Source organism: Kitasatospora sp. NPDC004272, assembly GCF_053603035.1.
Genome location: NZ_JBSGET010000001.1, coordinates 134299 through 158226 on the forward strand (window position 1 = coordinate 134299; position 23928 = coordinate 158226).

Annotated in this window: 20 protein-coding genes; 5 read left to right on the forward strand and 15 right to left on the reverse strand. The window is 75.0% G+C overall.

Features of this window, described 5'->3' with window-relative positions:
- Window positions 1–13: 13 nt before the first annotated feature.
- From ACWEO5_RS00630 to purD, 3 genes are all read right to left on the reverse strand, one after another.
- A complete protein-coding gene (locus tag ACWEO5_RS00630; RefSeq protein ID WP_452158735.1) occupies window positions 14–1555 on the reverse strand; it encodes a N,N-dimethylformamidase beta subunit family domain-containing protein in 1542 nt (513 codons plus the stop codon).
- A gap of 163 nt (window positions 1556–1718) precedes the next feature.
- Entirely contained in the window at window positions 1719–3209 is a 1491-nt protein-coding gene (locus tag ACWEO5_RS00635; protein ID WP_452158737.1) for a hypothetical protein, read from the reverse strand.
- A 429-nt stretch (window positions 3210–3638) separates the two neighbouring features.
- The gene (gene purD, locus ACWEO5_RS00640; protein ID WP_452158739.1) at window positions 3639–4892 is read right to left on the reverse strand and encodes a phosphoribosylamine--glycine ligase; all 1254 of its coding nucleotides are present in this window, start codon (window positions 4890–4892) and stop codon (window positions 3639–3641) included.
- 484 nt (window positions 4893–5376) lie between these two features.
- Between purD and ACWEO5_RS00645 the strand changes: the two genes are divergently transcribed.
- Window positions 5377–6162, forward strand: coding sequence for an SLATT domain-containing protein (locus ACWEO5_RS00645; RefSeq protein WP_452158741.1), 786 nt, complete (start codon window positions 5377–5379; stop codon window positions 6160–6162).
- Between the two features lie 46 nt (window positions 6163–6208).
- Here ACWEO5_RS00645 and ACWEO5_RS00650 read toward each other — a convergent pair whose 3' ends face one another.
- The 3 genes from ACWEO5_RS00650 to ACWEO5_RS00660 form a co-directional block, all read right to left on the reverse strand.
- The gene (locus tag ACWEO5_RS00650) at window positions 6209–6856 is read right to left on the reverse strand and encodes a hypothetical protein (protein ID WP_452158743.1); all 648 of its coding nucleotides are present in this window, start codon (window positions 6854–6856) and stop codon (window positions 6209–6211) included.
- 44 nt (window positions 6857–6900) lie between these two features.
- A complete protein-coding gene (locus ACWEO5_RS00655; RefSeq protein ID WP_452158745.1) occupies window positions 6901–7803 on the reverse strand; it encodes a GntR family transcriptional regulator in 903 nt (300 codons plus the stop codon).
- Between the two features lie 176 nt (window positions 7804–7979).
- Window positions 7980–8777, reverse strand: a complete 798-nt coding sequence (locus ACWEO5_RS00660) for a carbon-nitrogen family hydrolase (RefSeq protein ID WP_452158747.1) — start codon at window positions 8775–8777, stop codon at window positions 7980–7982.
- Between the two features lie 158 nt (window positions 8778–8935).
- Here ACWEO5_RS00660 and ACWEO5_RS00665 point away from each other — a divergent pair, with 158 nt between their 5' ends.
- Complete coding sequence (locus ACWEO5_RS00665) at window positions 8936–9763, forward strand: maleylpyruvate isomerase family mycothiol-dependent enzyme (protein ID WP_452158749.1); 828 nt, start codon at window positions 8936–8938, stop codon at window positions 9761–9763.
- 7 nt (window positions 9764–9770) lie between these two features.
- Here ACWEO5_RS00665 and ACWEO5_RS00670 read toward each other — a convergent pair whose 3' ends face one another.
- Together ACWEO5_RS00670 and ACWEO5_RS00675 are read right to left on the reverse strand one after the other, a co-directional pair.
- A complete protein-coding gene (locus ACWEO5_RS00670) occupies window positions 9771–11120 on the reverse strand; it encodes an MFS transporter (RefSeq protein ID WP_452158751.1) in 1350 nt (449 codons plus the stop codon).
- Window positions 11121–11184: 64 nt separating this feature from the next.
- Entirely contained in the window at window positions 11185–12408 is a 1224-nt protein-coding gene (locus ACWEO5_RS00675) for a M64 family metallopeptidase (RefSeq protein ID WP_452158753.1), read from the reverse strand.
- A gap of 267 nt (window positions 12409–12675) precedes the next feature.
- Here ACWEO5_RS00675 and ACWEO5_RS00680 point away from each other — a divergent pair, with 267 nt between their 5' ends.
- Window positions 12676–12939 (forward strand): helix-turn-helix domain-containing protein, encoded by a 264-nt coding sequence (locus ACWEO5_RS00680; protein ID WP_344549771.1) that lies wholly within the window; start codon window positions 12676–12678, stop codon window positions 12937–12939.
- Between the two features lie 106 nt (window positions 12940–13045).
- On the opposite strand, the gene ACWEO5_RS00685 is transcribed toward ACWEO5_RS00680, so the two are convergent.
- From ACWEO5_RS00685 to pdhA, 3 genes are read right to left on the reverse strand one after another with little or no spacing between them, the layout of a single operon-like run.
- A complete protein-coding gene (locus ACWEO5_RS00685) occupies window positions 13046–14518 on the reverse strand; it encodes a dihydrolipoamide acetyltransferase family protein (protein ID WP_452158756.1) in 1473 nt (490 codons plus the stop codon).
- A gap of 13 nt (window positions 14519–14531) precedes the next feature.
- The gene (locus ACWEO5_RS00690) at window positions 14532–15506 is read right to left on the reverse strand and encodes an alpha-ketoacid dehydrogenase subunit beta (protein WP_452158758.1); all 975 of its coding nucleotides are present in this window, start codon (window positions 15504–15506) and stop codon (window positions 14532–14534) included.
- The gene (gene pdhA / locus ACWEO5_RS00695) at window positions 15506–16657 is read right to left on the reverse strand and encodes a pyruvate dehydrogenase (acetyl-transferring) E1 component subunit alpha (RefSeq protein ID WP_452158760.1); all 1152 of its coding nucleotides are present in this window, start codon (window positions 16655–16657) and stop codon (window positions 15506–15508) included. Before pdhA ends, ACWEO5_RS00690 begins: the two co-directional genes overlap by 1 nt.
- A gap of 311 nt (window positions 16658–16968) precedes the next feature.
- On the opposite strand from pdhA, the gene ACWEO5_RS00700 reads away from it, so the two are divergent.
- Complete coding sequence (locus ACWEO5_RS00700) at window positions 16969–17628, forward strand: response regulator (RefSeq protein ID WP_030457586.1); 660 nt, start codon at window positions 16969–16971, stop codon at window positions 17626–17628.
- Between the two features lie 56 nt (window positions 17629–17684).
- Entirely contained in the window at window positions 17685–18770 is a 1086-nt protein-coding gene (locus tag ACWEO5_RS00705) for a phosphotransferase enzyme family protein (protein ID WP_452158762.1), read from the forward strand.
- 17 nt (window positions 18771–18787) lie between these two features.
- On the opposite strand, the gene ACWEO5_RS00710 is transcribed toward ACWEO5_RS00705, so the two are convergent.
- The 4 genes from ACWEO5_RS00710 to ACWEO5_RS00725 all read right to left on the reverse strand — a co-directional run bounded on the left by ACWEO5_RS00710 (window position 18788) and on the right by ACWEO5_RS00725 (window position 23843).
- Window positions 18788–20500, reverse strand: coding sequence for a protein kinase domain-containing protein (locus ACWEO5_RS00710; RefSeq protein ID WP_452158764.1), 1713 nt, complete (start codon window positions 20498–20500; stop codon window positions 18788–18790).
- 180 nt (window positions 20501–20680) lie between these two features.
- A complete protein-coding gene (locus ACWEO5_RS00715; protein ID WP_452158766.1) occupies window positions 20681–21976 on the reverse strand; it encodes a protein kinase domain-containing protein in 1296 nt (431 codons plus the stop codon).
- 105 nt (window positions 21977–22081) lie between these two features.
- Window positions 22082–22702: a bacterial proteasome activator family protein gene (locus ACWEO5_RS00720; protein ID WP_452158768.1), complete on the reverse strand. Its 621-nt coding sequence runs from the start codon at window positions 22700–22702 to the stop codon at window positions 22082–22084.
- Between the two features lie 97 nt (window positions 22703–22799).
- Window positions 22800–23843, reverse strand: a complete 1044-nt coding sequence (locus tag ACWEO5_RS00725; protein WP_452158770.1) for a hypothetical protein — start codon at window positions 23841–23843, stop codon at window positions 22800–22802.
- Window positions 23844–23928 lie beyond the last annotated feature (85 nt).

Below are 23928 nucleotides of genomic sequence, written 5' to 3' on the forward strand. Positions count from 1 at the left end.
CACGCCCGCCCGGTCAGGAGCCGGTGCGCCCCTCCTTGCACAGGTGGTCCAGCAGGTTGGCGGTGGCGCGCTGGATCCGCTCGTCGGTGTGTCCGGGCCGGTCCAGCGCGGGCGACCAGGCGAACGTCCCGGCGGCGAACACGTACGCGCCGCTGGGCGCCCGGTACAGCGAGGTCTCCTGGTGGGTGGCCCGCCCGGCCGCGTCCCGGTACGGGGAGTGCGCGAGCAGCACCCGTTCGGTGTGCGCGGGCAGTTGGACCTTCGGGTAGTAGCGGTCGGCCTCCCCCGCGACCAGGCCGGGCAGTTCGTCGCCGTCCGCCAGCCCGGTGCCCTGCCACAGCCAGTGCCCGGTGTTGCGGGCCACCAGCGGCACCGGCGCGGGCACGCTGCCCGCGTACTGGACGCCCAGCAGGTGCTGCTCGGGCTCCCCGGCGTCCCGCCACAGCGCGGAGGCGGTGCCCGGCACCCCGGCGGCGGGGTGGTCGGCGGCGACCCGCTGGCGCTTGCGGCAGTTCAGCAGCCGGGACGGTTCGCCGTCCGGGCCGGCCGACAGCTCGACCCGCCAGTAGACGCTGTTGGCGGAGAGGAACACCAGCGAGGTGCCGCCGTCCCGGGCCCGCTCGGCGGCCCGCCGCATCGGCTCCGACCAGTACTCGTCGTGCCCGGGGAAGACCAGCGCCTTGTAGCGGGAGGCGTCCACCAGCCCGGCGTGCAGGTCGGTCGCGGTGGCGTAGCCGAGGTCGTAGCCGTAGCGCTCGGCCCAGCGGATGAAGTCGTAGGCGTGCCCGACGTGCAGCGGCAGCCCGGCCCCGGCGTGCGGCCGGTCGAAGGAGACCGTGACGGCCGCCTCGTCCTCCCGGACCAGGCGCCCGGCCGCGTCCCAGGCGTGGTAGAGGCTGGCGCCGTGGCGCCCGTCCTCGGGGAACAGGTTGTACGCCTGCCAGGTCACGTCCGGCAGCACCAGCAGCAGGTCGGCCGGGTCGAAGTCCCGGACGGTGAACGGGATGTGGCTGCGGTGGCCGCCGTCGGCGGTGGTCAGCACGGCCACGTACGCGCCCAGGCGCCAGTCCGCCGGGACCTGCAACCGCCAGGACTGCCACCAGTGGTGGCAGGAGACGGTGCGGTCGGCGACCATCGGCGCGGGCTGGGCCAGGCCGGCGATCAGCGGGCTGGAGTACACCTGCCGGGCGCCGTCCCCGCCGTCGTGGCCGATCCGGTAGACGTCGACCTGGAACTCCTGCGGCGGGTTGACCGTCACCCGGAAGTCCACCGCGCCGCCGGGCCGGGCCACGCCCGCCGAGGCGAACCCCTTGATCTGCCGGCGCACGTCGTCCGCGTTGCGCGGGCCGCTGACCGCCGGACGCGGCCGGGCCGGGCCGTCGACCGGCCGCTGCCCGGGGGCGTCCACGCTCACGTACCAGGGGACCACGCCCTCGCCGTCCGCCAGGTAGTGGTCCGGGCTGCGCAGCCACGGCAGCGGCCCCTGCCCGAACGGGTCGGACACCCCGTGCGCCAACGTGCCGGACTCCCACCGGCGGTTGGACTCCGTCCCCACACGCCCCTCCCCACCCCTTCGCCCATCCACCGAGGGTTGGCATTTGCCATGCGGATGTGCGTGCGGACCAGCACACCACAGTTGGACGGCGAAGCGTCACCCCACCGTAGCAATTGGTACGGATGAAACCGGGTTTCCCTGGACAGTCCGAAAGCGTCCCGGTTCAGCCCGAAAGGCGCACCGGGCGCTCCACCCTGATCCCGGCCCGCTCCAGCCACCCGCGCAGCGGGCCGTCCTGCCCGTCCTCGACCGCCATCGCCACCGCGGGGGCCAACTCCGCCCGGGGGGCGGACGGGCAGAGCAGCACCGGACCGTCCAGCCAGTCCAGGCCGGGGGCGGCGGTGCCCGCGTCCACCGCGGCGCAGCAGACGGTGGCGGTGAGGTGCTCGACCAGCAGGTCGCGGCCGCTGCGCACGGGGGGCAGCGGGGGCGCGACCTGGGCGGCGCGCGCCACCTGCCCGGCCAGGGCGGCGGCCAGCTCCTCGGCCTCGCCCGCGGCCAGCCGGGCCAGCAGCCGGTCCAGCGCCGGGCCGGTGTGCGGGCGGTCGTCGCCGAGCGCGGCCTGCAGGGCGGCGGCCTGGGCGCGCCAGCCCCGGTCGACCACCCGCAGCGGGTAGTCCTCCCAGTCGAGCGGCTGCCAGCCCTCGGCCGGTTCCTCGTGCAGCAGCTCGGCGGCCAGCCGGGAGACCCGGGTGTCGACCAGGCCGGGCTCCTCCAGCAGGTCGCAGGCGGGGCGGTCGCCGAGCCGGTTCTCGTAGCCGTCGGCGAGCCGGTCGCGGCGGGAGAGCTCGGTGAGCGCGGAGACCACGCCGGCGTTCAGGTGCGCGGGGTGCAGGCCGAGCCGCCAGGCGGGCAGCGCGACCCGGGTGAGGAGGCGGTCCCAGCCCGCGTAGGCCAGGCCGACCTGGGCCTGGGCGGCGATCCGCGGCCCGTAGTCGACCGCCCTGGCCTGCTCGGAGGACCAGGCGGCGACGGCGTGCTCCAGCTCGGCGGAGTGCTCGCGGCAGGCGCCCAGCAGCCGCCGGTCGACCAGGCCGACCAGGGCGGCCGGGCCGCGCCGGCGCTCGCCCAGCGAGGCGTCCAGGGTGCGCACCCAGCGGCGGGCGGCGGCGATCTCCGGGTCGGCGGCCGCGGCGCCGCCGGCCACCACCGGGGCGAGCAGGGCGCACAGCTCGCCGGCCCGCATCCACCACAGGAAGGGGGAGCCGATCACCAGCACCGGCGCGGCCGGCGCCGACCGGCCGCCGCGCCGGTGCGGCTCCTCCAGCCAGCTGTCGCAGTCCGGGGTGAGCGCGATCGCGGCGGGCGCCGGGACGTCGAGGCGCTCGGCGAGCTCCTCGATCATCCGGTACAGCTCGGGCGCGTCGGTGCGCTCCAGCGGCACCGCGGGGGTGACCGGGGGCACGGCCAGCCGGTGCGCCCGGCCGACCAGCGCGGCCAGGGCCAGGGTCAGCGCGGCGACCGCGCCGACCGCCCAGCGGATGCCGTCCCAGAGCGGGGCGTCCGGCGCCCCGGGGGCGCCTATGTGCCCGGTGAACCGCCCGGCCAGCAGCACCACCGCGCAGGCGGCGGGCAGCGCGGCGGCGGCCACGGCCCGTCCGCGCAGACGCAGGACGGCCTGGGCTCGTGCGCGTGCGGTGTCCACTGCAGCCATCGCCGCGGCACCCCCTTCGCAGCCGACTCGACTCGATCAATTCCGGTACGGGAAGCGGCGGATGCCGAACCCGGTGGTACGACTCGCGTGGCGCTCTCCTGCCAGTCTCGACGCCGCGGTGCGGGCGGGTGTTCCGGAACTCCGGCGATTCCACCCGTCCTGGTGACACCGCGGCGGGGCGCGCCACCGCTCCCAGCATCCCCCCGGCGCGCCGGGGCGACGAGCCGCGTCCGCGCCCGGGCCCCCGCTCCGGCGCGATGCAGCGCACCCTAAGGCCCCCGCTCGCGCCCCGTCAGCAGGATGACCAGCCCATCACCCGAAGGGCTGGTTTTCCGGCCCCGCCGCTGACGTCCGCGACCTCGGGAAACGCCGCGGGGCGCTGCGTCCGGACGGGTCGGTCCGGGCACAGCGCCCCGCGGCGGGCGTCTGCTAGTGGGCTGCCGCAGCGGCCTGGGCCGCGATGTCGGTGCGGTGCTGGCCGCCCTTGAAGGAGATCTTCGCGACGCCCGCGTACGCCTTCTCCCGGGCCTCGGCGAGGTCCGCGCCGACGGCGGTGACGGACAGCACCCGGCCGCCCGCGGTCAGCACCTCGCCGTCCGGGCCGGACTTCGTCCCGGCGTGCAGCACGAAGGCGGTGCCGTCGGCCTCCGCCGCGTCCAGGCCCTCGATCGGGTCGCCGGTGCGCGGGTCGGCCGGGTAGCCCTCGGAGGCCATCACCACGGTCACCGCGGCCTCGTCGGACCAGCGCAGCGGCTCCAGCCCGCCCAGCGTGCCGTCGGCGGCGGCCAGCAGCACCCCGGCCAGCGGGGTGCGCAGCCGGGCCAGCACGACCTGGGTCTCCGGGTCGCCGAAGCGGGCGTTGAACTCGATCACCCGGGTGCCGCGCGAGGTCAGCGCCAGGCCCGCGTACAGCAGGCCGGAGAACGGGGTGCCGCGGTGGCGCAGCTCGTCCACGGTCGGCTGCAGGACGCTCTCCAGCACCTCCGCGACCAGGCCCTCGGGGGCCCAGGGCAGCGGCGAGTAGGCGCCCATGCCGCCGGTGTTCGGGCCCTCGTCGCCGTCCAGCGCGCGCTTGAAGTCCTGCGCGGGGACGAGCGGGAGCACCGTGGTGCCGTCGGTGATCGCGAACAGCGACACCTCGGGGCCGTCCAGGTACTCCTCGATGACCACCCGGCCGCACGCCACGGCGTGCTCCAGCGCGGCGGCCCGGTCCGAGGTCACCACGACGCCCTTGCCGGCGGCCAGGCCGTCGTCCTTGACCACGTACGGGGCGCCGAACGCGTCCAGCGCCTCGGCGGCCTCCTGCTCGGTGGTGCAGACGTAGGAACGCGCGGTGGGGACGCCGGCCGCGGCCATCACGTCCTTGGCGAACGCCTTGGAGCCCTCCAGCTGGGCGGCCTCCTTGCCGGGGCCGAAGACCGGGATGCCGGCCGCGCGCAGCGGTTCGGCGACGCCGGCCACCAGCGGGGCCTCCGGGCCGACCACCACCAGGTCGGCGCCCAGCTCCCGGGCGAGCGCGGTGACCGCGGCGCCGTCCAGCTGGTCGACCGGGTGCAGGGTGGCCACCCGCGCGATCCCGGCGTTGCCCGGGGCGCAGTGCAGCTCGCTGACGGCGGGATCTTGGGACAGTGAGCGGCACAGGGCGTGTTCGCGGGCGCCGGTTCCGATGACGAGGACCTTCACGCCTGCCAAGCCTAGTCGGTGGCCGGTTCCGCGCCGTCGGCGGCTCCGGAGCAAGCTCCAACGCCCGGCGGCGGCGGCCCGGCGCTTTTCGTAGGAAGCCACAGGGATCTCGCCGAGCAGCCGCGCCGTCACACCGGCGATCCCCGCCGCCCTCGCTCGGACGGGTGAAATCCGGCCACCCGCCGCAACCCTCCCACCTCGGCTTCCGGAGGTGAAATCACATAACGATCACTGCGGAAGCGCCCCCACGGTAAGCCATTTGGCGGTAAGAAGTGCTGTTGGACCAGGACCCGGCCGCACCGCCGGGCACGGCACCATGGGCGGCTGCGACCCGCGCTCGGCGCCACGGGTCCGCACCGCCGTGCCACGAACCGCCAGTTCCACGAAGCCGACGGCCCGACCCCCCGGGACGACCGGCCTCCGTACCGTCAGTCCCGGTGCCCGCCGGGCCTCCGCAGTCACCCCGCCACAGGGAGCGCCACAGGTGAGCCAGCCGGAAATGCAGCCCGAGGAGAGCCCCTGGGGCAAAGAGGTCGCCGACGACGACCAGTCCGTCCCGGGCGCCGGCGGACGGACCCCGACCCGCCGCCGCGCCGACCTGAGCGCGCGCCAGTTCCCGCTCGGCGACTGGGGCGAGCCCGCCGAACGGCTGGAGGAGCTCTACCGCTGGTCGGAGGAGCGCGCCGTGGAGGCGATCGACTGGTACCGCCGGGACCGGGTCTGGAAGCGGCGCTGGGCCCGCCTGCTGCGGTTCTCCGCCGCGGTCTTCACGGTCGGCGGCGTCACCGCCCCGCTGGTCTCGCTGACCGACCGGCTCCCGCACGCCATGGAGTGGGGCTACACCGGGCTCGCGCTGGCCGCCGCCTCGCTGATCGCCGACCGCGCCTTCGGGCTCACCTCCGGCTGGATGCGCGACGTCTCCACCTCGCAGGCCCTCCAGCGCCGGCTGGAGGCGTTCCAGTTCGACTGGGCCTCCGAGTGCGTCCGGGAGGTGCTCGGCCCCACCGAGGGCACCGCGGGCGAGGCCGCCGAGCGCTGCCTGGGCGTGCTGCGCCGGTTCTGCGAGGACGTCTCCGACATGGTCCGCACCGAGACCTCCGAGTGGATGCTGGAGTTCCGCGCGGGCATGAGCCAGCTCCCCACCCAGGCCCCCGGCTCCTGGGGCGGCCGCAACGAGGGCGGCTCCGGCGCCCAGGTCCGCGTGCTCCCCCCGCCGGGCACCCGCCCCACCATGCCCCGCCAGCGTCCCCCGGAGGGACCCCTGCGCTGAACCGGAGCCGGAACGCGCGCACCGGGGGCGCGTCCCGGTCCGCGCCCTACGCGAAGACGATCATCGAGCCCTGGGTGACGCTGCGGGTGGCCGCCGTGTAGAGCCCCGACCAGGCGTGGCGCTCCCGCGCGTAGGGGTGGAAGTCGTCGATCGGCGGCCCGAAGGGCTGCTCCAGCCGGGTGGGCCCCAGCGGGCGGGTGGGGGCCGGGGGGTCGAGCGGGTCGATGCCCAACAGCGGTGCGACCGCCTGGAGTTCGCGCAGCAGCCCGTACGAGGAGCCCAACGGGCCGCCCGCGGCCAGCAGTTCATCGGCGACCAGCGGGATCTGGAAGTCCACCGGCAGGTACGCCCCGGCGTGGTCGAAGTGCCAGACCAGGTGCGACTGTTCGGCGGTGGTCTCGAACATCTCCAGCAGCTGCTCGTAGTCGCTGCCGAGCGCGTCCACCGGCGTCACCTCGAACCCGGTGAGCCCCAGCAGGTAGGCGCGGCGCAGGAAGTGCAGCGAGTCGTAGTCGAACGCGGCTATCGCCTCGACGTCCCCGGAGAAGCCCGGCACGTACGGGTGGACCGGGACGGGCGGCAGCCCGTGCTGGGCGAGCACCGCGTCGTAGCGGTCGAGGTCCTCGCGGAACGGGTTCTCGGGGCTGTGGGAGAGCACGTCCACGAGCGGGACGAGCCAGAGGTCGCAGGCCATGGGCCGGCTCGTCCTCTCTGGTGGCGGGGCAACGGGCCCCAACCCTACCGGCCCGCGGCGGGCTCGCCGCTGCCCGGTCGGAACGGCCGGGCGAACCGCCCGGGCGGCACGAAGCGCGGCATCGGGACCCGGCCCAACCCGACGGCGCCGGCGACCGGTTGGGGGACGATCGCGGGCGGCCGGGCCACCGTCACGGCGGGGGCCGGAGGGCCGATCGGCTCGCGCAGCAGCCGGAGCACCGCGATGCCCTCCAGCGGGTGGCCGAGCCGCCGGGCGAGCAGTTCGACGGTGAACAGGTTGTAGTCGTTGACGACCCGGTGCGCCCCGCGCCGGTCCCGGGCCTCGATCCGGTCGACCAGCTCGCCGTGCCGTTCCCAGCAGACGCCGGACAGGTCGCCGCCGGCGGCCCGCAGGTGCGGGGCGGCGAACATCCAGGACTGGACCCGCAGCCAGCCGAGGTAGTCGGCGATCCGCTCGTTGCACAGCAGCGCGGCGACCTCGTGCCAGAACCGCAGGTCGCAGCCGACCAGGACGTCCAGCTGCCCGGCCCGGGCGGCCCTGGTCGCGGCGTCGGCCCGGCGGCGCAGCGAGGACAGCCGGGACCAGTCGTAGCGGTGCGTCCGGCCGGTCAGGTGGCGCAGCGCGTTGTCGGTGAGCAGGGTGCGGGCCTCGAAGATCTCCAGGAAGTCGTCCCAGGTGAACTCGGGCACGGTGAAGCCGCGGTGGGGTTCGCTGACCAGGAGGCCCTGGGCGGCGAGGTCGACCATCGCCTCGCGGGCGGGGGTCGCGGAGACGCCGTAGATGTCGGCGATCTCCTTGACGGTGAAGTTGCGCCCGGCCGGGAGGCGACCGGCCATCATCTCGTCCCGCAGGGCCTCGGCGATCTGTTCGCGGAGGCTGTTGCGCCGGATCAGGGCGCGCCCGCCTCCGTCTCCCGCAGCGGTCATGGCCGCCCCCTCTCCGTGCCGCGCCCTCACGCGGCCGGGACCCGGCTCACAAAACGCGCACAGAGTACCCCGGAATGGTCAATCCGGACCAAGGGCACGGAAAAATTCCGTCCCGGCCCCGTCCCGGCCCCGTCCCGCCCCGGCCTCGCCCCGCCGCCGGTGCGGCCGCCGCCGGGTCAGCGCTGCACGGGCGCGGGGATCCCGAGCAGCCGGTCCCGGTGCACCGGGAACTCGGCGCGGCACTTGGCGACCTCGGCCGGGTCGAAGTCGACGGTGAGCACCTGCTCGTCCGGCCCGGCCTCGGCCAGCACCCGGCCCCAGGGGTCGACCGCGATGCTGCCCCCGGCCTGCTCGACCCCGCCGTGGGTGCCGGCGGTGTTGCAGGCCAGGACGAGGGCCTGCTCCTCGACGGCGCGGGCGCGGGCCAGCAGGTTCCAGTGCTCGGCCCGGCGGGCGGGCCAGGCGGCCGGGACGACCAGCAGTTCGGCGCCGCCGTCCAGCAGGGCCCGGAACAGCTCGGGGAAGCGCAGGTCGTAGCAGGTGGCCAGGCCCAGCACGGCGAAGCCCGCGTCGACGGTGACGATCTCCTGCCCGGCGCCCATCGCGACCGCCTCGCCGCGGTCGAAGCCGAAGCGGTGGATCTTGCGGTAGGTGCGCACCAGTTCGCCGTCGGGGGCGAACAGCAGCGAGGTGTTGTAGATCGGGCCGTCCGGGTCGCGCTCGACGATCGAACCGGCGTGCAGCCAGCAGCCCGCGGCCTTCGCGGCGGCGGACATCGCCTCCGCGGTGGGCCCGTCCAGCGGTTCGGCGCCGGACGCCCAGGCGTCGTACGCGAAGCCGCCGACCGGCCACAGCTCGGGCAGCACCACCAGGTCGGCGCCGTCCTGGGCGCGGACCAGCGCCGCGGCCCTGGCCCGCCGCTCGGCGGGCGGCTCGGCGTCCGACACGGCGAGTTGGATCAATGAAGCGCGCACAGTACCACCGTCCACGGCAAGAGTCCTACGATCGTCACCCGAAAGCGCTGCCCTGCTCTCACCCGGCAGCGTAACGTGCCGTATGCGCGTCCGTGCGAGGTCTCGGCAGCCCGGGCGACGTGGGACGACGCAAGCCGACGGAGGGGCCGGAGATACCCGTGACGGACAACCAGACCGTGCAGGCGTACACCGACGCGTGGACGCAGTCGATCGAGTCCATATCCGAGCTGCTCGCCCCGCTGCCGACCGACGCCTGGAACCGGGCCACCGAGTGCCCGGGCTGGTCGGTGCGGGACGTGGTCTCGCACATCATCGGCGTCGAGTCCGAGCTGCTCGGCGACCCGCGGCCGATCCACGCCCTGCCGCGCGACCTGCGGCACGTGACGAACGAGTTCACCCGGTACATGGAGCTCCCGGTCGACAAGCGCCGCTGCTGGACGCCGGTGGAGGTCACCAGCGAGCTGGAGTACACGGTGATCCGGCGCTCCCGGGCGCTGCGCAACGCCAAGCACGCGCCGACCGACCCGGTGCGCTGGCCGGCCGGCCCGCTGGCCCGGGACGTGCCGTACGCGACGCTGCTGCGGCTGCGCGCCTTCGACGTCTGGGTGCACGAGCAGGACCTGCGGCGCGCGCTGCAGACGCCGGGCAACCTGGACTCCCCGGCCGCCGTGGTGACCAGGGACCTGCTGATCGACTCGCTGCCCAAGCAGGTCGCCAAGCAGGCGGGCGCGCCGATCGGCAGCACGGTGGCCTTCGACGTCGCGGGCGCGCTGCCGTTCCACCGCACCGTGCGGGTCGGCCCGGACGGCCGGGGCAGCGTGGACGATTCGGTGGTGCTGGCCCCCGAGGTGCGGCTGTCGATGGACTGGCAGACCTTCGTCCGGCTGTGCTGCGGCCGGGTCCGCCCGGAGACCGCGCTGGTCAACGTGATCGGCGACCAGGAGCTCGGCGGCCGGGTGCTCGCCCACCTGGTGAGCACCCCCTGACGTCCGCCTACCGGCCGAGCCGGCGACGCAGCCGCAGGATCATCGCCGTCCCGAGCAGCAGCGGCAGCAGCTGGAAGCAGAACGCCAGCTGGTAGGCGTGCGCGCCGTAGCCGTCGCCGCCCGGGTCGGCGAGCGCGTCCAGCAGGACGCCGATGCCGAGCAGGGTGATCATCGAGCCGATGAAGCCGCCCATGTTGGCGATGCCGGAGGCGGTGCCCATCCGCTCGGCGGGGTTGTACGCGCGGGCGTAGTCCAGGCCGATCAGCGAGGCCGGCCCGTTGCTGCCCATCACCAGCATCAGCACCACCAGCAGCCACAGCGGCGGGTGGCCGCCCGGCCAGGCCAGGGTGACCGTCCAGCACAGCGCGGTGGCGGCGAGCACGGCGAAGGTGATCGGCAGCCGGGAGGCGGCCGTCCGGGAGACCACCCGGCCGAACAGCAGGCCGAAGGCCATCCCGCTGAGCACCAGCAGGCTGAGCAGGCCGCCCGCCCCGGCCCGGGACATGCCCTGGCCCTCGACCAGGTAGGGCAGGCCCCACAGCAGGCCGAACGCGGACGCCGGGAAGGCCGTGGTGAAGTGCACCCACATGCCCAGCCGGGTGCCGGGCTCCGACCAGGCGGCCCGGACCTGCTGCCCGACCGGCAGCCGGAGGCTCTCGTGGCGCACCGGCTCCGGCGCCCCGGGCGGGGCCTCCTTGAGCAGCGCCAGCACCGCGACGAAGACCAGCACGCCGGTCAGCGCGATCGCGCCGAAGGTGGTGCTCCAGCCGGCGGTGTGCAGCGCCTGCGCCAGCACCAGGGTGGTGACCAGGTTGCCGCCGGTGCCGACCAGGCCCGTGAGCTGGGCGACGAACGGGTTGCGGGCGGCCGGGAACCAGCGGGCGGCGACCCGCAGCACGCTGATGAAGGTCATCGCGTCGCCGCAGCCGAGCACCGCCCGGGAGGCCAGCGCGGGCGCGAACGCGGTGGAGAAGGCGAACGCCAGCTGCCCGGCGCTCATCAGCGCCACGCCCAGCATCAGCACCCGGCGCGGGCCGACCCGGTCGACCAGCAGGCCGACCGGGACCTGCATCCCGGCGTACACCAGGACCTGCAGGATCGAGAAGGTGGACAGCGCGGAGGCGCCGATGCCGAACCGGGCGGAGGCGTCCAGCCCGGCCACGCCGAGGCTGGTGCGGTGCACCACGGCGAGGACGTAGACGCTGACGCCGACCGTCCAGGCGAACCAGGCGGCCCGACCGCCGGGCGGGTGGAAGGCGGCCGCGGGGGGTGCGGCGGCGGGGGCCGGGGCGGCGGCCGGGCGGCGGGGAGCGGGTGCGGACAGGGACGGTGCGGTGCGGGCTGGGTCCACGCTCATAGTGGAACCAGGCTAGTCATCCCATGACCTGACCTTTCGGTCGGGGTCGGCGGAACGTCCGGTTTCAACCGGTCAGCGTCCAGTTCACCGTCCGGGTCATGTACTGGGCGCGGAACGCCTCGTCGCGCACCCAGTCGGTGGTGTCCTGGACGGTCGCCGTGACGGTGTGCCGGGCGCCCGGCTCCAGCGCCAGCGCCCCGGTGTCCAGCCAGGTGCCGTCGGCACTGCTCGGGTCCACCGGCCTGCCGTCCAGCGTCCAGTCGATCCGCAGCTGCCGCGGGCCGGTCAGCGCCAGCGGCCGCACGTGCAGCCTGGGCCGCCCGTCGACCCGCCCGGGGGCCGGCTCGGGGTCGTCGGCGGGCTTCACCCGGCGGTACAGCTGCTCGATGATCGCCTCCCGGGAGGGCAGGTTGTACGCGCTGCCCAGCGTCCGCATCACCGAGTCGGCGGTCGGCCGGTACAGGCCGTTGGCGCTGCGGTACGCGCCGATCACGCCGTCGCCGTCCGGCGACTCGGCACCCAGCCACTGCCACCACTTGGTCCGCTCGCGCAGCATCTCCTCGGCGTCCACCGCGGACAGGTTCGGGTAGTCCGGGTCGTTCGGCGCCGAGTCGTACTCGTCGCCGAGGGTGCCGACGGTGTGGCCGATCTCGTGCTGGATGATCCGCCCGGCGTCCGGGCTGCCGCCCGCCAGGGTGGTCACGCCGGTGCCGCCCGCGCCGCCGTACTCGGTGGAGTTGGCCAGCGCGATCAGGTACTGCGGGCCGTCGCCCTGCCCGGCCCAGCGGGCGGTGGCCTCCTCGTCCGCGCACAGCAGGCGGGCGGTGCCCTCGCACCAGAAGCGCATCCCGAGCGGGGTGGCGGGGGACTTCCCGGCGCTCTCGGTCTCCGCGATCCCGGGCACCGGGGAGACCACGTCCACCCGCCGTATGTTGAAGAACCCCTGGTAGGTGCGGAACGGCTCGATCTCCAGCAGCGCCCGCCAGGCCCGGTCCGCCTGCTCGTGGAACAGCTGCTGCTGGGCCGCCGTGTAGCCGTCGCCGAGCAGCACCAGGGTGATCCGGTTGGACGCGTCGCCGGTCAGCCGCAGGTCCACCGAGGGCGCGCCGGGGGCCCGCAGGTCGGGGTGGGCCGCCGGCCGCGCGATCCGGTCGGGATCGGGCGGCGGCCCTATCGCGGTCGAGGGCGCGGGCGAGGCCAGCTCCACCGCGGCGGGCAGCACGGCGGCGGCCAGCAGCAGCAGGGCGGCGGCCGAGCGCATCACGGGGCCGGGAGCACCAGTCGGCATACGCGGGGGTCCTCGCTGCGACGGCCGCCCGGCCTGGCTGCGCGGGCGGCTTGGTCGCACACACGTACCCGTCGCGGGCCGGGGCCCGGCGGGCCCGGCCCGAAACTCCCTCGGGCGGCCCAATGCCGGACCCTCCCGGGTGATTTCCGCTAGGGCACCGCCGGAATTCCCAATTCCGAATCAAAGCGGCCGAGTTGGAAAGGATCCCGGCCCCCGCCGGACGGGATACGCTGCCGAACGGGGGAACGACAGGGGGGCGACGGGGAAATGGAAACCCGACCGGAAACGGATCCGCGCGAAACGTTCGGGCGCGCACTGCGCACACACCGGCGGGGCGCCGAACTGACCCAGCAGGAATTGGCCGCCAGGGCCGGACTCGGCATCCGCACCCTGTCCGACCTCGAACGCGGCGTGGCCGGCCCGCGCCCCGCCACCGCCGGCCTGCTGTGCACGGCGCTCGGCCTGGGCCACCCGGCCGCGGTGGACTTCCACGCCCTGGCCCGCGCCAGCTGGCACTCCGCCCGGCGCTGACCGCCCGCCGCCGGAGGACCGCCCGGCCCCGGCCCGCCCGACCGGCCCCGGGGGACGCCGAAGGCCCCGCTCCGGCGTGCGGAACGGGGCCTTCGGCGGGGGCGGGTCAGCCCCAGGTGATCAGGCGCTTCGGGTGCTCCAGGATCGCGGCGGTGTCCGCCAGCACCTTGGAACCCAGCTCGCCGTCGACCAGCCGGTGGTCGAAGGAGAGCGCCAGCGTGGTGACCTGGCGGGGCACCACCTTGCCCTTGTGCACCCAGGGCAGCTCCCGGACCGCGCCGAAGGCCAGGATGGCGGCCTCGCCCGGGTTCAGGATCGGGGTGCCGGTGTCGACGCCGAACACGCCGACGTTGGTGATGGTGATGCTGCCGCCCGACATGTCGGCCGGCGAGGTCTTGCCCTGCCGCGCGGTTTCCACCAACTCGCCGAGCGCGACGGCCAGTTGCGAGAGCGTCCGGGAGCCCGCGTCCTTGATGTTCGGGACGATCAGGCCGCGCGGGGTGGCCGCGGCGATGCCGAGGTTGACCGCGCCCCGGAGGACGATCTCCTGGGCCGGCTCGTCCCAGCTGGCGTTGATCTCCGGGTGCCGCTTGACCGCGGTGAGCAGCGCCTTGGCGACCAGCAGCAGCGGGCTGACCCGCACCCCGGCCCCGAGCTCGCCGCTCTCCTTGAGCTTGCGCACCAGCTTCATCGTCCGGGTCACGTCGACCTGGACGAACTCGGTGACGTGCGGCGCGGTGAACGCGGAGGCCACCATCGCCTGCGCGGTCGCCTTGCGCACGCCCTTGACCGGCACCCGGACGTCCCCGGCCGCGCTCGGCAGCGCCACCGCGACCGGCTCGGCCGCCGCCGCGGGGGAGGGAGCGGAGTCGGGGACGGGGGCGGGCGCGGCCACCGGCTCGACGACCGCCTCGGCGGCGGTGTTCGCCGCGGCGTGCACGTCCTCGCGGGTGATCACGCCGTTCGGGCCGGTCGGCACCACGGTGCGCAGGTCGATCCCGAGGTCCTTGGCGAGCTTGCGCACCGGCGGCTTGGCCAGCGGGCGCTCCCCCTCGACGACGGGCGCGGACACGGGCGCGGACACGGGCGCGGGAGCGACCGGCGCGACCGGCGCGGGAGCCGCGACCGCAGCGGGCGCGGGCGCGGGCACGGCGGCCGCCGTCCCGTTGGTGCGCCGGGCCCGGCGCTGCGCCGAACCGGTGCGCGGCCCGTACCCGACCAGCACCTCGCGCCGCTCCGGCTCCGCCTCGGCGGGCTCGGCAGCGGCCGGAGCCGCCGCCGGAGGGGCGGGCGCGGTCGCGGGCGCGGTCGCGGGCGCGGCGCCCGCGACGGCCACCGCGATGATCGAGGTGCCGACGTCGACGGTGGCGCCCGCCGGGAAGTGCAGCGCCTCGACCACGCCGGTGAACGGGATCGGCAGCTCGACGGCGGCCTTGGCGGTCTCGACCTCGCAGACCACCTGCCCGTCGGTGACGGCGTCGCCCGGCTTCACGTACCAGGTGAGGATCTCGGCCTCGGTCAGGCCCTCGCCCACGTCGGGCATCTTGAACTCGCGGAGCGAGTGAACGTCAGTGGTCATCTTCGCCCCCTGTTCAGAACGCGAACGCGCGGTCGACGGCGTCGAGCACCCGGTCCAGGTCGGGGAGGTAGCTCTCCTCGACCCGCGACGGCGGGTACGGGGCGTGGTAGCCGCCGACCCGCAGGATCGGGGCCTCCAGGTGGTAGAAGCAGCGCTCGGTGAGCCGGGCCGCGATCTCCGCGCCCAGGCCCAGGAAGACCGGGGCCTCGTGCACGACGATGCCGCGGCCGGTGCGCTTGACGGACTCCTCCAGGGTGGCGAAGTCGATCGGCGACAGCGAGCGCAGGTCGACCACCTCCAGCCGGCGGCCGTCCTCCTCGGCGGCCTGCGCGGCCTCCTGGCAGACCTTGACCATCGGCCCGTAGGCGATCAGCGTGGCGTCGGTGCCGGGCCGGACGATCCGCGCCGCGTGCAGCGGCAGCATCGGGTCCTCGCCGACCTCGCCCTTGTCCCAGTAGCGGCGCTTGGGCTCCAGGAACACCACCGGGTCGTCCGACTCGATGGCCTGGCGCAGCATCCAGTGCGCGTCGTGCGCGTTGGACGGGCTGACCACCCGCAGGCCGGCGGTGTGCGCGAAGTACGCCTCGTGCGACTCGCTGTGGTGCTCGACCGCGCCGATGCCGCCGCCGAACGGGATGCGCACGGTGACCGGCATCTTGACGTGGCCGAGCGCGCGGGCGTGCATCTTGGCGAGCTGGGAGACGATCTGGTCGAAGGCCGGGTAGACGAAGCCGTCGAACTGGATCTCCACCACCGGGCGGTAGCCGCGCAGCGCGAGGCCGATCGCGGTGCCGACGATGCCGGACTCGGCGAGCGGGGTGTCGATCACCCGGTCGTCGCCGAAGTCCTTCTGCAGGCCGTCGGTGATCCGGAAGACGCCGCCGAGCTTGCCGATGTCCTCGCCCATCAGGACGGTCTTCGGGTCGCTCTCCAGCGACTTGCGCAGCGCCTCGTTGAGCGCCTTGGCGATGCTGAGCTGGCCGGCCATCAGTGGTGCTCCCCACCCTCGAAGGAGGCGGCGTACGCCTCGTACTCGGCGCGTTCCTCGTCCACCAGCGGGTGCTGCTCGCTGTAGACGTGGTCGAAGATCAGGGTCGGGTCGGGGTCGGGCATCGACCGGACGCCCTCGCGCACGCGCAGGCCCAACTGCTCGCTCTCGGCCTCGATCCCGGCGAAGAACGCCTCGTCGGCGAGGCCCTCCTTCTGCAGGTGGGCCTTCAGCCGCAGGATCGGGTCCTTGGCCTTCCAGGACTCGGTCTCCTCGGACTGCCGGTAGCGGGTCGGGTCGTCGGAGGTGGTGTGCGCGCCCATCCGGTAGGTGAACGCCTCGACCAGCACCGGGCCCTGGCCGCTGCGGGCGTGGTCGAGCGCCCAGCGGGTGACCGCGAGGACGGCGAGCACGTCGTTGCCGTCGACCCGGACGCCGGGGAAGCCGAAGCCGGAGGCGCGGCGGTACAGCGGGATGCGGGTCTGCAGGGCGGTGGGCTCGGAGATCGCCCACTGGTTGTTCTGGCAGAAGAACACCACGGGCGAGTTGTAGACCGAGGCGAAGGTGAACGCCTCGTTGACGTCGCCCTGGCTGGAGGCGCCGTCGCCGAAGTAGGCGACCACCGCGTCGTCCGCGCCGTCCTTGCTGATGCCCATCGCGTAACCGGTGGCGTGCAGGGTCTGCGAGCCGATCACGATGGTGTAGAGGTGGAAGTTCTTCTCGTTCGGGTCCCAGCCGCCGTGGTTCACGCCGCGGAACATGCCGAGCAGGTTCAGCGGGTCCACGTCGCGGCACCAGGCCACGCCGTGCTCGCGGTAGGTGGGGAAGGCGTAGTCCCCGGTGCGCATCGCGCGCCCGGAGCCGACCTGGGCCGCCTCCTGGCCCAACAGCGAGGCCCACAGGCCGAGTTCGCCCTGCCGCTGGAGCGAGGTGGCCTCGGCGTCGAAGCGCCGGACCAGGACCAGGTCCCGGTAGAGCGAGCGCAGTTCCTCCGGCGTCACCTCAAGCGGGAACTCCGGGTGCTCGACCCGGTCGCCCTCCGGCGTCAGCAGTTGGACGAGCTCCGGCTCGGCGCCGATGCCGGCCCGGGCGGGGTCGGGGACGCCGGGGGCGGCCTTCTTGCGCGCCCTCGACGTGCTTTTGACGGTCACGTTCACTCCTCGGTCTTTCCAGCCGCCCGGGGTCGCCGGTGGCCGGTCCGGTCGCCCCCCTCCCCGTGCGCGTGGGTGTGCGCACCGGTGCGGGCAGGCGGTGTTCCCTTTCCGACGGCGTCCCTCACGAGAACGTTACCCAGCGACGCCCTTTGGCGCCCTTGCGCTAGGACGTCCTAGTTGTTCTCCGGTGGGAAAACCGCCGGGATGACGCGGCTTGCCCGTTCCGGTCAGGACACCAGCGCACGGTATCCGGGCACGGGCCGCTGCGATAGGGGGTAACCGGCATCGATTTGTGCGACGCTTTGCAAATGACTGATAACGGACATATCAGGGTGTTTCTCCTCGATGATCACGAAGTGGTCCGGCGCGGCGTGCACGACCTGCTCTCCATGGAGGGCGACATCGAGGTGGTGGGCGAGGCCGGCACGGCGGCCGAGGCGCTCAACCGCATCCCGGCGGTCCACCCGGACGTGGCGGTCCTCGACGTCCGGCTCCCCGACGGCAACGGCGTCGAGGTGTGCCGCGAGATCCGTTCGCAGGACCCGTCGGTGAAGTGCCTGATGCTCACCTCCTTCTCCGACGACGAGGCGCTGTTCGACTCGATCATGGCGGGTGCCTCCGGATACGTGCTGAAGGCGATCCGCGGAACCGATCTGCTCTCCGCGGTGCGCGACGTCGCCGCCGGCAAGTCCCTGCTCGACCCGGTGGCCACCAGTCGGGTGCTGGCCCGGCTCCGCGACGGGGGCGAGAAGGAGGACGAGCGGATCGCGCAGTTGACGAAACAGGAGCGCCGGATCCTCGACCTGATCGGCGAGGGGATGACCAACCGGCAGATCGGGAACGAGCTGCACCTGGCCGAGAAGACGGTGAAGAACTACGTCAGCAGCCTGCTGGCCAAGATGGGCATGGAGCGCCGCACCCAGGCCGCCGCCTACGTGGCCCGCCGCCAGGCCGACCAGCAGCACTGAGCAGATTCGCACACGCTGTGTCAAGTCACCATCACGCCGAGTAATACGCTCTGTGCGTGACGGACGGACAGACCCTCTCCCTCGCGCCGGCCCGCCCGGACGCCACCGCTCCCCCCGTCGGAACCCTCAGCCCCCCGGTCGCGCACGCCGCCGTGGCCGGGGTCCTGCGCGCCTACCCCGTACCGCCGCCCGACGCGGTGACGCCGGTCGCGGAGGGCCTGCTCAACCGGGGCTACCGGGTCGACACCGGGGACGGCTCCTACTTCCTCAAGTGCTACGTCGACCGGGCCACCGCCAACCGGCCCGCGATCACCGCCCAGCACCGCGCCACCGGCGCGCTCGCCGCCCGCGGCCTGCCGGTGCCCGCCCCGCTCGCCGACCGGGACGGCCGCACCGTCACCGCGCACGGCGGACGGCTGTTCGCGCTCTACCCGTGGGTGGCCGGAAACCACCGGCACGGCACCGGGCTCACCCCCGCCGGGTGCGGCGAACTCGGCACCCTGCTGGGGGCGTTGCACGGCGCGCTGGCCGAAGTGTGCGCCCCGCTGCGGCAGCCCGACGGGGTGCTCAGCGCCGACGCCGGGGAGACCCGGCGGATCATCGCCGAACTCCGCGCCCTGGCCCGCGACCACCGCCCCTACGACGACTTCGACCGGCGCGTCGAGCAGCACCTCGCCGAACGGCTCGACCTGCTCGACGCCCACCGCCACCGCCGCCCCGGCCCCGCCGACGCCCCGCCCACCGGCTGGACCCACGGCGACTTCCACGGCCTGAACGTGCTCTACCGCGGCGACGCCGTCAGCGCCGTCCTGGACTGGGACAAGCTCGCCCCGCACCCGGTCGCCGAGGAGGCCGTCCGGGCCGCCACCCTGCTCTTCAACGACCGCACCACCGGCGTCCTCGACCTCCCCCGGGTCCGCCACTGGGCCCGCGCCTACCGCGCCACCGGCGCCGCCGACACCGAACAGGTCGCCCGCGCCGTCCACCGGGTCTGGTGGGAACGGCTGAACGACCTGTGGATGCCGCAGTGGCGCTACCAGCGCCGCGACCACCGCGCCGACCCGCTGTTCCCGGCCGCGGCCGGGCAGCTGTCCTGGTGGTGCCAGGAGTACGAGCAGGTCATGGACGCCTTCACCAACTGACCTGCCCGTCAACCTTCCTAGCGGATCGGCAGGTTCACCTTGGTCGGCGCCGTGCTGTCCCCCGGCACCGGGTTGGTGGCCCCCCCGGTCGGAGACGCCGCCCCGGTCGCACTGGCGCTCGCGCTCGCACTGGCCGAAGCCGAAGCACTCGGCGACGTCGTCGTACGCGTCGAACTGGCCGAGGCGGACGCGGACGGGCTGGCCGACCGCGAGGCGGTCGGCGAGGGCGTGCTGCTCGGCGTCTCCTGCTGGTGGGTGTTGCTGCTCGGGGTGCGGGTCGGCGCCGCCGTGGTGGGCCGCTCGACCGGCTCGTCGGTGGTCGGGGCGCTGGGCGTCGAGACCGGCGCGGTGGTCTGCTGCTCCTTCTCGGGGGTGCCCTTCTTGTCGTTGGCGGTCAGCGCCAGCGCGACCCCGATGGTGGCGGCGAGCACCAGCGCGACCGCGCCCAGCACCCAGCCCCACGGGTTGCGGCGGCGCGGCTTGCCGGGCTCCTCGCCGTCGCCGCCGTGGCCGCCGCCCGTCCCGACCGCCGGGTAGGGCCGCGCGGGCGTCCGGTAGGCCGAGGTGGCCTGGTAGGGCAGCGCCTCGGTGGCGCCGGTGTCGCCCGCCACCGGGCTCATCGGCTCGGTGAGCGAGGCGGAGCCGGGCGGCGGGGTGTGCTCCCAGGCCCCGGCCGCGGCGGCGGCCGCCAGGCCGGCCGCGCCCGCCGGGTAGCCCGCGCCGGCCGCGCCGTGCATCTGCCGCAGCGCGTGCTGCAGGTGGGCGCGGAACTCGTCGGCGCTCTGGAACCGGTCGTCCGGGTTCTTCTCCAGCGCCCGCATCACCAGCGCGTCCAGCGGCGGCGGCACCCGGTCGTTGGCCCGGGACGGCGGCACCGGCGCGTCCTGGACGTGCTGGTAGACCACCGAGAGCGGCGTCTCGCCGACGAACGGCGGCCGCAGGGTGAGCAGTTCGTACAGCATGCAGCCGGCCGCGTACAGGTCGGAGCGGTGGTCGACCGCCTTGCCGAGGGCCTGCTCGGGCGAGAGGTACTGCGGGGTGCCCATCACCATGCCGGTCTGCGTCATGGTGGTGGCGCCGCCGGCCAGTGCGCGGGCGATGCCGAAGTCCATCACCTTGACCGCGCCGTTGGTGGTGATGATGACGTTGGCGGGCTTGATGTCGCGGTGCACGATGCCGTGCCGGTGGCTGTAGGCCAGCGCCTCCAGCACCCCGGCGGTGATGATCAGCGCCTGGTCGACCGGCGGCGCCTCCTCGTCCACCAGCAGCTCGCGCACGGTGCGGCCCTCGACCAGCTCCATCACGATGTACGGGGTGGACTCCCCGCCGTGCTGCTCCTCGCCGGTGTCGTAGACCGCGACGATCGAGTGGTGGTTGAGCGCCGCGACGGCGTGCGCCTCGCGGGTGAAGCGCAGCCGGGCGGTGTCGTCCTCGGCGAGCTCCGAGCGCAGCAGCTTGACGGCGACGGTGCGGCCCAGCCGGATGTCCTGGGCGGCGAACACCTCGGCCATCCCGCCGCGGCCCAGCCGCCGGGTCAGCCGGTAGCGGCCGTCCCCGACCGTGGGGAACGGAACGGCACTGCCGCGGCCCGGAGTTCGGGGCCCGGACGGAATCACCTCGGTGGGGCCGGTGGCCTCCCCGTCCCGGTCCGCGTCCCCGCCCGGGACGCCCTCGCCGGGCACGTCCCGCCGCTGGTCCCCGTCGTCGTCCGGTCGTTCGCTCTGACCCATCGCTCCTCGCCCCGGGCACCCGCTCGGCGTGCGTTCGCCCTGTCGGTTCCTCCCGAGCACGCTACCGTCTCGCGCCCTCCGGCGTGGAACGGGAGGGCGTGCGCGGGGATCGGATCGGGCACTGCGGGCCCGCCCGGCCTGCGGGTTCGAGTACCGTGTTGACCGGCTGCGCCCGGGGCCTCAGCTGCTCGCGCTGGCCACCGCGATGACGATCACCACGAACGCCAGGAGCAGCACGCCGGCGATCACGCAGATCACGATCGCCGCGGTCGAGCAGCCGTTGCGCCCGCTGTTGGGCGCCGCGTACGGCGGCATCGCCATCGGCGGGGCCTGCATCGGGACCTGCGCCTGGACCGGGAAGGGCGCCGGGGTGGTCTGCGGGAACGGCTGCTGGAAGGCCGGCTGCGGGAACGGCGGCGGGGTCTGCGCCACCTGCGGGAACGGCGGCGGCGTCTGCGCCGCGTACGGCGGCGGGGTCGGCGGGCCCGGCTGGTACGGCTGCACCGGCGGGAAGTTGGTCAGCGACGGCGCGGCGTGCACCGAGCGCGGGCCCTCGCCGATCACCAGCGGGGTGGACGCCTGCAGCGGCGTGTTGCCGCCGCCCTGCGCCCCCGACAGGACGCGCTCCAGCTCCTCGCGCATCGCCTCCGCGGTCGGGAACCGGTGCGCCGGGTCCTTGCGCAGCGCCCGCTCCACCAGCGCGTCGATCTCCGGGGTGACCGCCCGGTTCAGCGTGGACGGCGCCGGCGGGGTCTCCTGCACGTGCTTGTAGGCGATCGAGAACGCCGAGTCGCCGTCGAACGGCAGCTGCCCGCTGAGCAGTTCGAACAGCATGCAGCCGACCGAGTACAGGTCGGACCGGGCGTCCACGCTCTTGCCGAGCGCCTGCTCGGGCGAGAGGTACTGCGGGGTGCCGACCACCATGCCGGTCTGCGTCATCGAGGTGACGCCGGACTGCAGGGCGCGCGCGATGCCGAAGTCCATCACCTTGACGACGCCCTTGGTGGACACCATCACGTTGGCCGGCTTGATGTCGCGGTGCACCAGCCCCTGGTCGTGCGAGGCCTCCAGGGCCGCCAGCACCGCACCGGTGATCTTCAGCGCCTGCTCGTTGGGCATCGCGCCGAGCGTGGTCACCTGCTCGTCCAGCACGTCCTTGAGCGAACGGCCCTCGACGAACTCCATCACGATGTACGGCGTGGTCGCCCCGTCCGGGGCGACGTCCTCGCCGGAGTCGAACACCGAGACGATGTTGGTGTGCTGGAGCCGCGCCACGGCCTGCGCCTCGCGCCGGAACCGCTCCCGGAACGAGTCCTCCCGGCCCAGTTCGGTGTGCAGCGTCTTCACCGCGACCTGACGGTCCAGCACCGTGTCGTGGGCGAGGTGGACGGACGCCATGCCGCCCTGCCCGAGCAGCCGCTGCAGCACGTACCGGCCGTGCCCGAGCGAGTGCCCCTCGGTGGTGCCCTCTGTCATCGTCCCAGCTCCCCCTCGGCGCGCGGTACTACTCCGGACACCGGTCAGGGTAGCGGTTCGGGGCCGCGCCGGAACGCGGCCCCCGCGAGGCCACCGTGGGTAGGGCTACAGGTACGGACCGGAACGGATCCCGCGGCCCGGACCCTCCTCCGGCTCGCCCTCCGCGCCGTGCAGACCGGGGGGCAGCGCCCGCCGCATCTGCTCCAACTGCGCCCGCGCCGCCATCTGCTGGGCGAACAGCGCGGTCTGGATGCCGTGGAACAGGCCCTCCAGCCAGCCCACCAACTGCGCCTGGGCGATCCGCAGTTCGGCCTCGGTCGGGATGCTGTCGTCGGCGAACGGCAGCGAGAGCCGCTCCAGCTCCTCGACCAGCTCCGGAGCCAGGCCCATCTCCAGCTCCTTGATCGAGCTGGCGTGGATGTCCTTCAGCCGGGCCCGGCTCGCCTCGTCGAGGGGCGCCGCCCGCACCTCCTCCAGCAGCTGCTTGATCATGCTGCCGATCCGCATCACCTTCGCCGGCTGCTCGACCATCTCGGTCACCGGCAGCTCGCGCGGCTCGTCGTCCTCGCCGCCCCGCCCCAGTCCGCCGGCCGGCGCGGTGCCCACCGCCATCCCGTCCGGCCCGACGATCAGCACCTTCGGACTGTCCTCTGGCCTCCCGCCCACCGCCGCCTGCGACGCCTGGAAGGGATCCTGCTGCGACCGTTCGTTCATCGGGTTGGTCATAGCTCCTTCATATGCTTCGTCCACCGCAGAGGTCAACGAAGCCGGCCCCCCGATCGTCCCGCCCCTGGCCGCCACCGGCCACCGCCGGCCGTCCCCGCTACCGCCGGCGCAGCCGCAGTCCGATCATCCCCAGGCCGAGGCCGATCATCCCGAGGCCGACGCCCAGCGGCAGCTGCCGCGCGGACGAGTCGCCCCAGTGGTGCAGCCCGGGCACCGCCGGCACCACCGGACCGACCGCCAGCTCCCCGCCCGCCACCGCCGTCTCCTCCGCATCCGCACCGCCGTCCGCCTGCGCACCCGCCGCCGGGCCCGGGGCCGGATCCGTCTCCGGCCCCGGCAGGGCGGAAGCCCCGTCCCCGTCCGCCCCCGTCCCCCGGCCCGGCACCGCCGCGTCCGGCTCCGGCACCGCCGACCGGCCGCCCGCCGCCCCCGTCCCGTCCGTCCAGCCCGTCCCGTCGCCCTCGTCGGACCCGTCGGACCCGTCCGCCGACGGGGATGTCCACGGCGCCGCCGGGAACAGCGGCACCACCGGCTGCTGGTGCCGCCCGGGCCCGGGGGCGGCGGAGGACGCTGCGGGCGGCCCCGGCACCTCGCTCGGGGACGCCGAGGGCTCCGCGGGGCCGGGCGCGGGCGAGGGCGGCGGCGAAACCGACGGGGAGGGGGACGGGGCGGGCTCCGCCGACTCCCCCGGCTCCACCGGCGGCTCCGACCCCGCCGGGACGGACGGCACCACCGGCGAGGTCGCGCTCCGGCTGGCCGTCGCCGTGCTGCTCGCCCCGACCGGGACCGAGGGGACCGGCGGCACGGACGGCAGTGGCGGGACGGGCGGGACGGGCGGCACGGATATCGCTCCGCCCGGCGGCCGGACCGCCGCCGACGGCGGGGCGCCCGGCAGCTGCGTGGCCCCCGCCGCCTGCTGCCGCGCCGCGTCCAACCGCTCCCGCACCTGCGCCCGGGCCGCGTCCAGCTGCGCCTGCGCCTGCTGCCGCGCCCCGGCGGCCGGATCGGCGGCCAGCGCCGGGGCGGCCAGCAGCAGCGGCAGCGCCGCTCCGGTCAGGACCGCCCAGCGGCACAGCGCGGACGGACGGACGGCGGCGGGGCGGGCCGGGGCGGCGGGCCCGGAGCGGCGGCGAGCGAGCATGGAAAGCAGGTCCTCCCGACGGCCGTCCGCAGTGGGATGCGGGCGGAGGCGGAACAGCTTGTGACCAGACTCACATACTCGGACA

What these genes read in the sequence shown, in the direction of transcription:
- ACWEO5_RS00670 (WP_452158751.1), bottom strand. Translation starts at nt 11,120, where the DNA reads ATGAGCGTGGACCCAGCCCGCACCGCACCGTCCCTGTCCGCACCCGCT.
- ACWEO5_RS00650 (WP_452158743.1), bottom strand. Translation starts at nt 6,856, where the DNA reads ATGGCCTGCGACCTCTGGCTCGTCCCGCTCGTGGACGTGCTCTCCCAC.
- ACWEO5_RS00655 (WP_452158745.1), bottom strand. Translation starts at nt 7,803, where the DNA reads ATGACCGCTGCGGGAGACGGAGGCGGGCGCGCCCTGATCCGGCGCAAC.
- ACWEO5_RS00690 (WP_452158758.1), bottom strand. Translation starts at nt 15,506, where the DNA reads ATGGCCGGCCAGCTCAGCATCGCCAAGGCGCTCAACGAGGCGCTGCGC.
- ACWEO5_RS00715 (WP_452158766.1), bottom strand. Translation starts at nt 21,976, where the DNA reads ATGACAGAGGGCACCACCGAGGGGCACTCGCTCGGGCACGGCCGGTAC.
- ACWEO5_RS00725 (WP_452158770.1), bottom strand. Translation starts at nt 23,843, where the DNA reads ATGCTCGCTCGCCGCCGCTCCGGGCCCGCCGCCCCGGCCCGCCCCGCC.
- ACWEO5_RS00675 (WP_452158753.1), bottom strand. Translation starts at nt 12,408, where the DNA reads ATGCCGACTGGTGCTCCCGGCCCCGTGATGCGCTCGGCCGCCGCCCTG.
- ACWEO5_RS00685 (WP_452158756.1), bottom strand. Translation starts at nt 14,518, where the DNA reads ATGACCACTGACGTTCACTCGCTCCGCGAGTTCAAGATGCCCGACGTG.
- ACWEO5_RS00720 (WP_452158768.1), bottom strand. Translation starts at nt 22,702, where the DNA reads ATGACCAACCCGATGAACGAACGGTCGCAGCAGGATCCCTTCCAGGCG.
- ACWEO5_RS00700 (WP_030457586.1), top strand. Translation starts at nt 16,969, where the DNA reads ATGACTGATAACGGACATATCAGGGTGTTTCTCCTCGATGATCACGAA.
- ACWEO5_RS00680 (WP_344549771.1), top strand. Translation starts at nt 12,676, where the DNA reads ATGGAAACCCGACCGGAAACGGATCCGCGCGAAACGTTCGGGCGCGCA.
- ACWEO5_RS00635 (WP_452158737.1), bottom strand. Translation starts at nt 3,209, where the DNA reads ATGGCTGCAGTGGACACCGCACGCGCACGAGCCCAGGCCGTCCTGCGT.
- ACWEO5_RS00710 (WP_452158764.1), bottom strand. Translation starts at nt 20,500, where the DNA reads ATGGGTCAGAGCGAACGACCGGACGACGACGGGGACCAGCGGCGGGAC.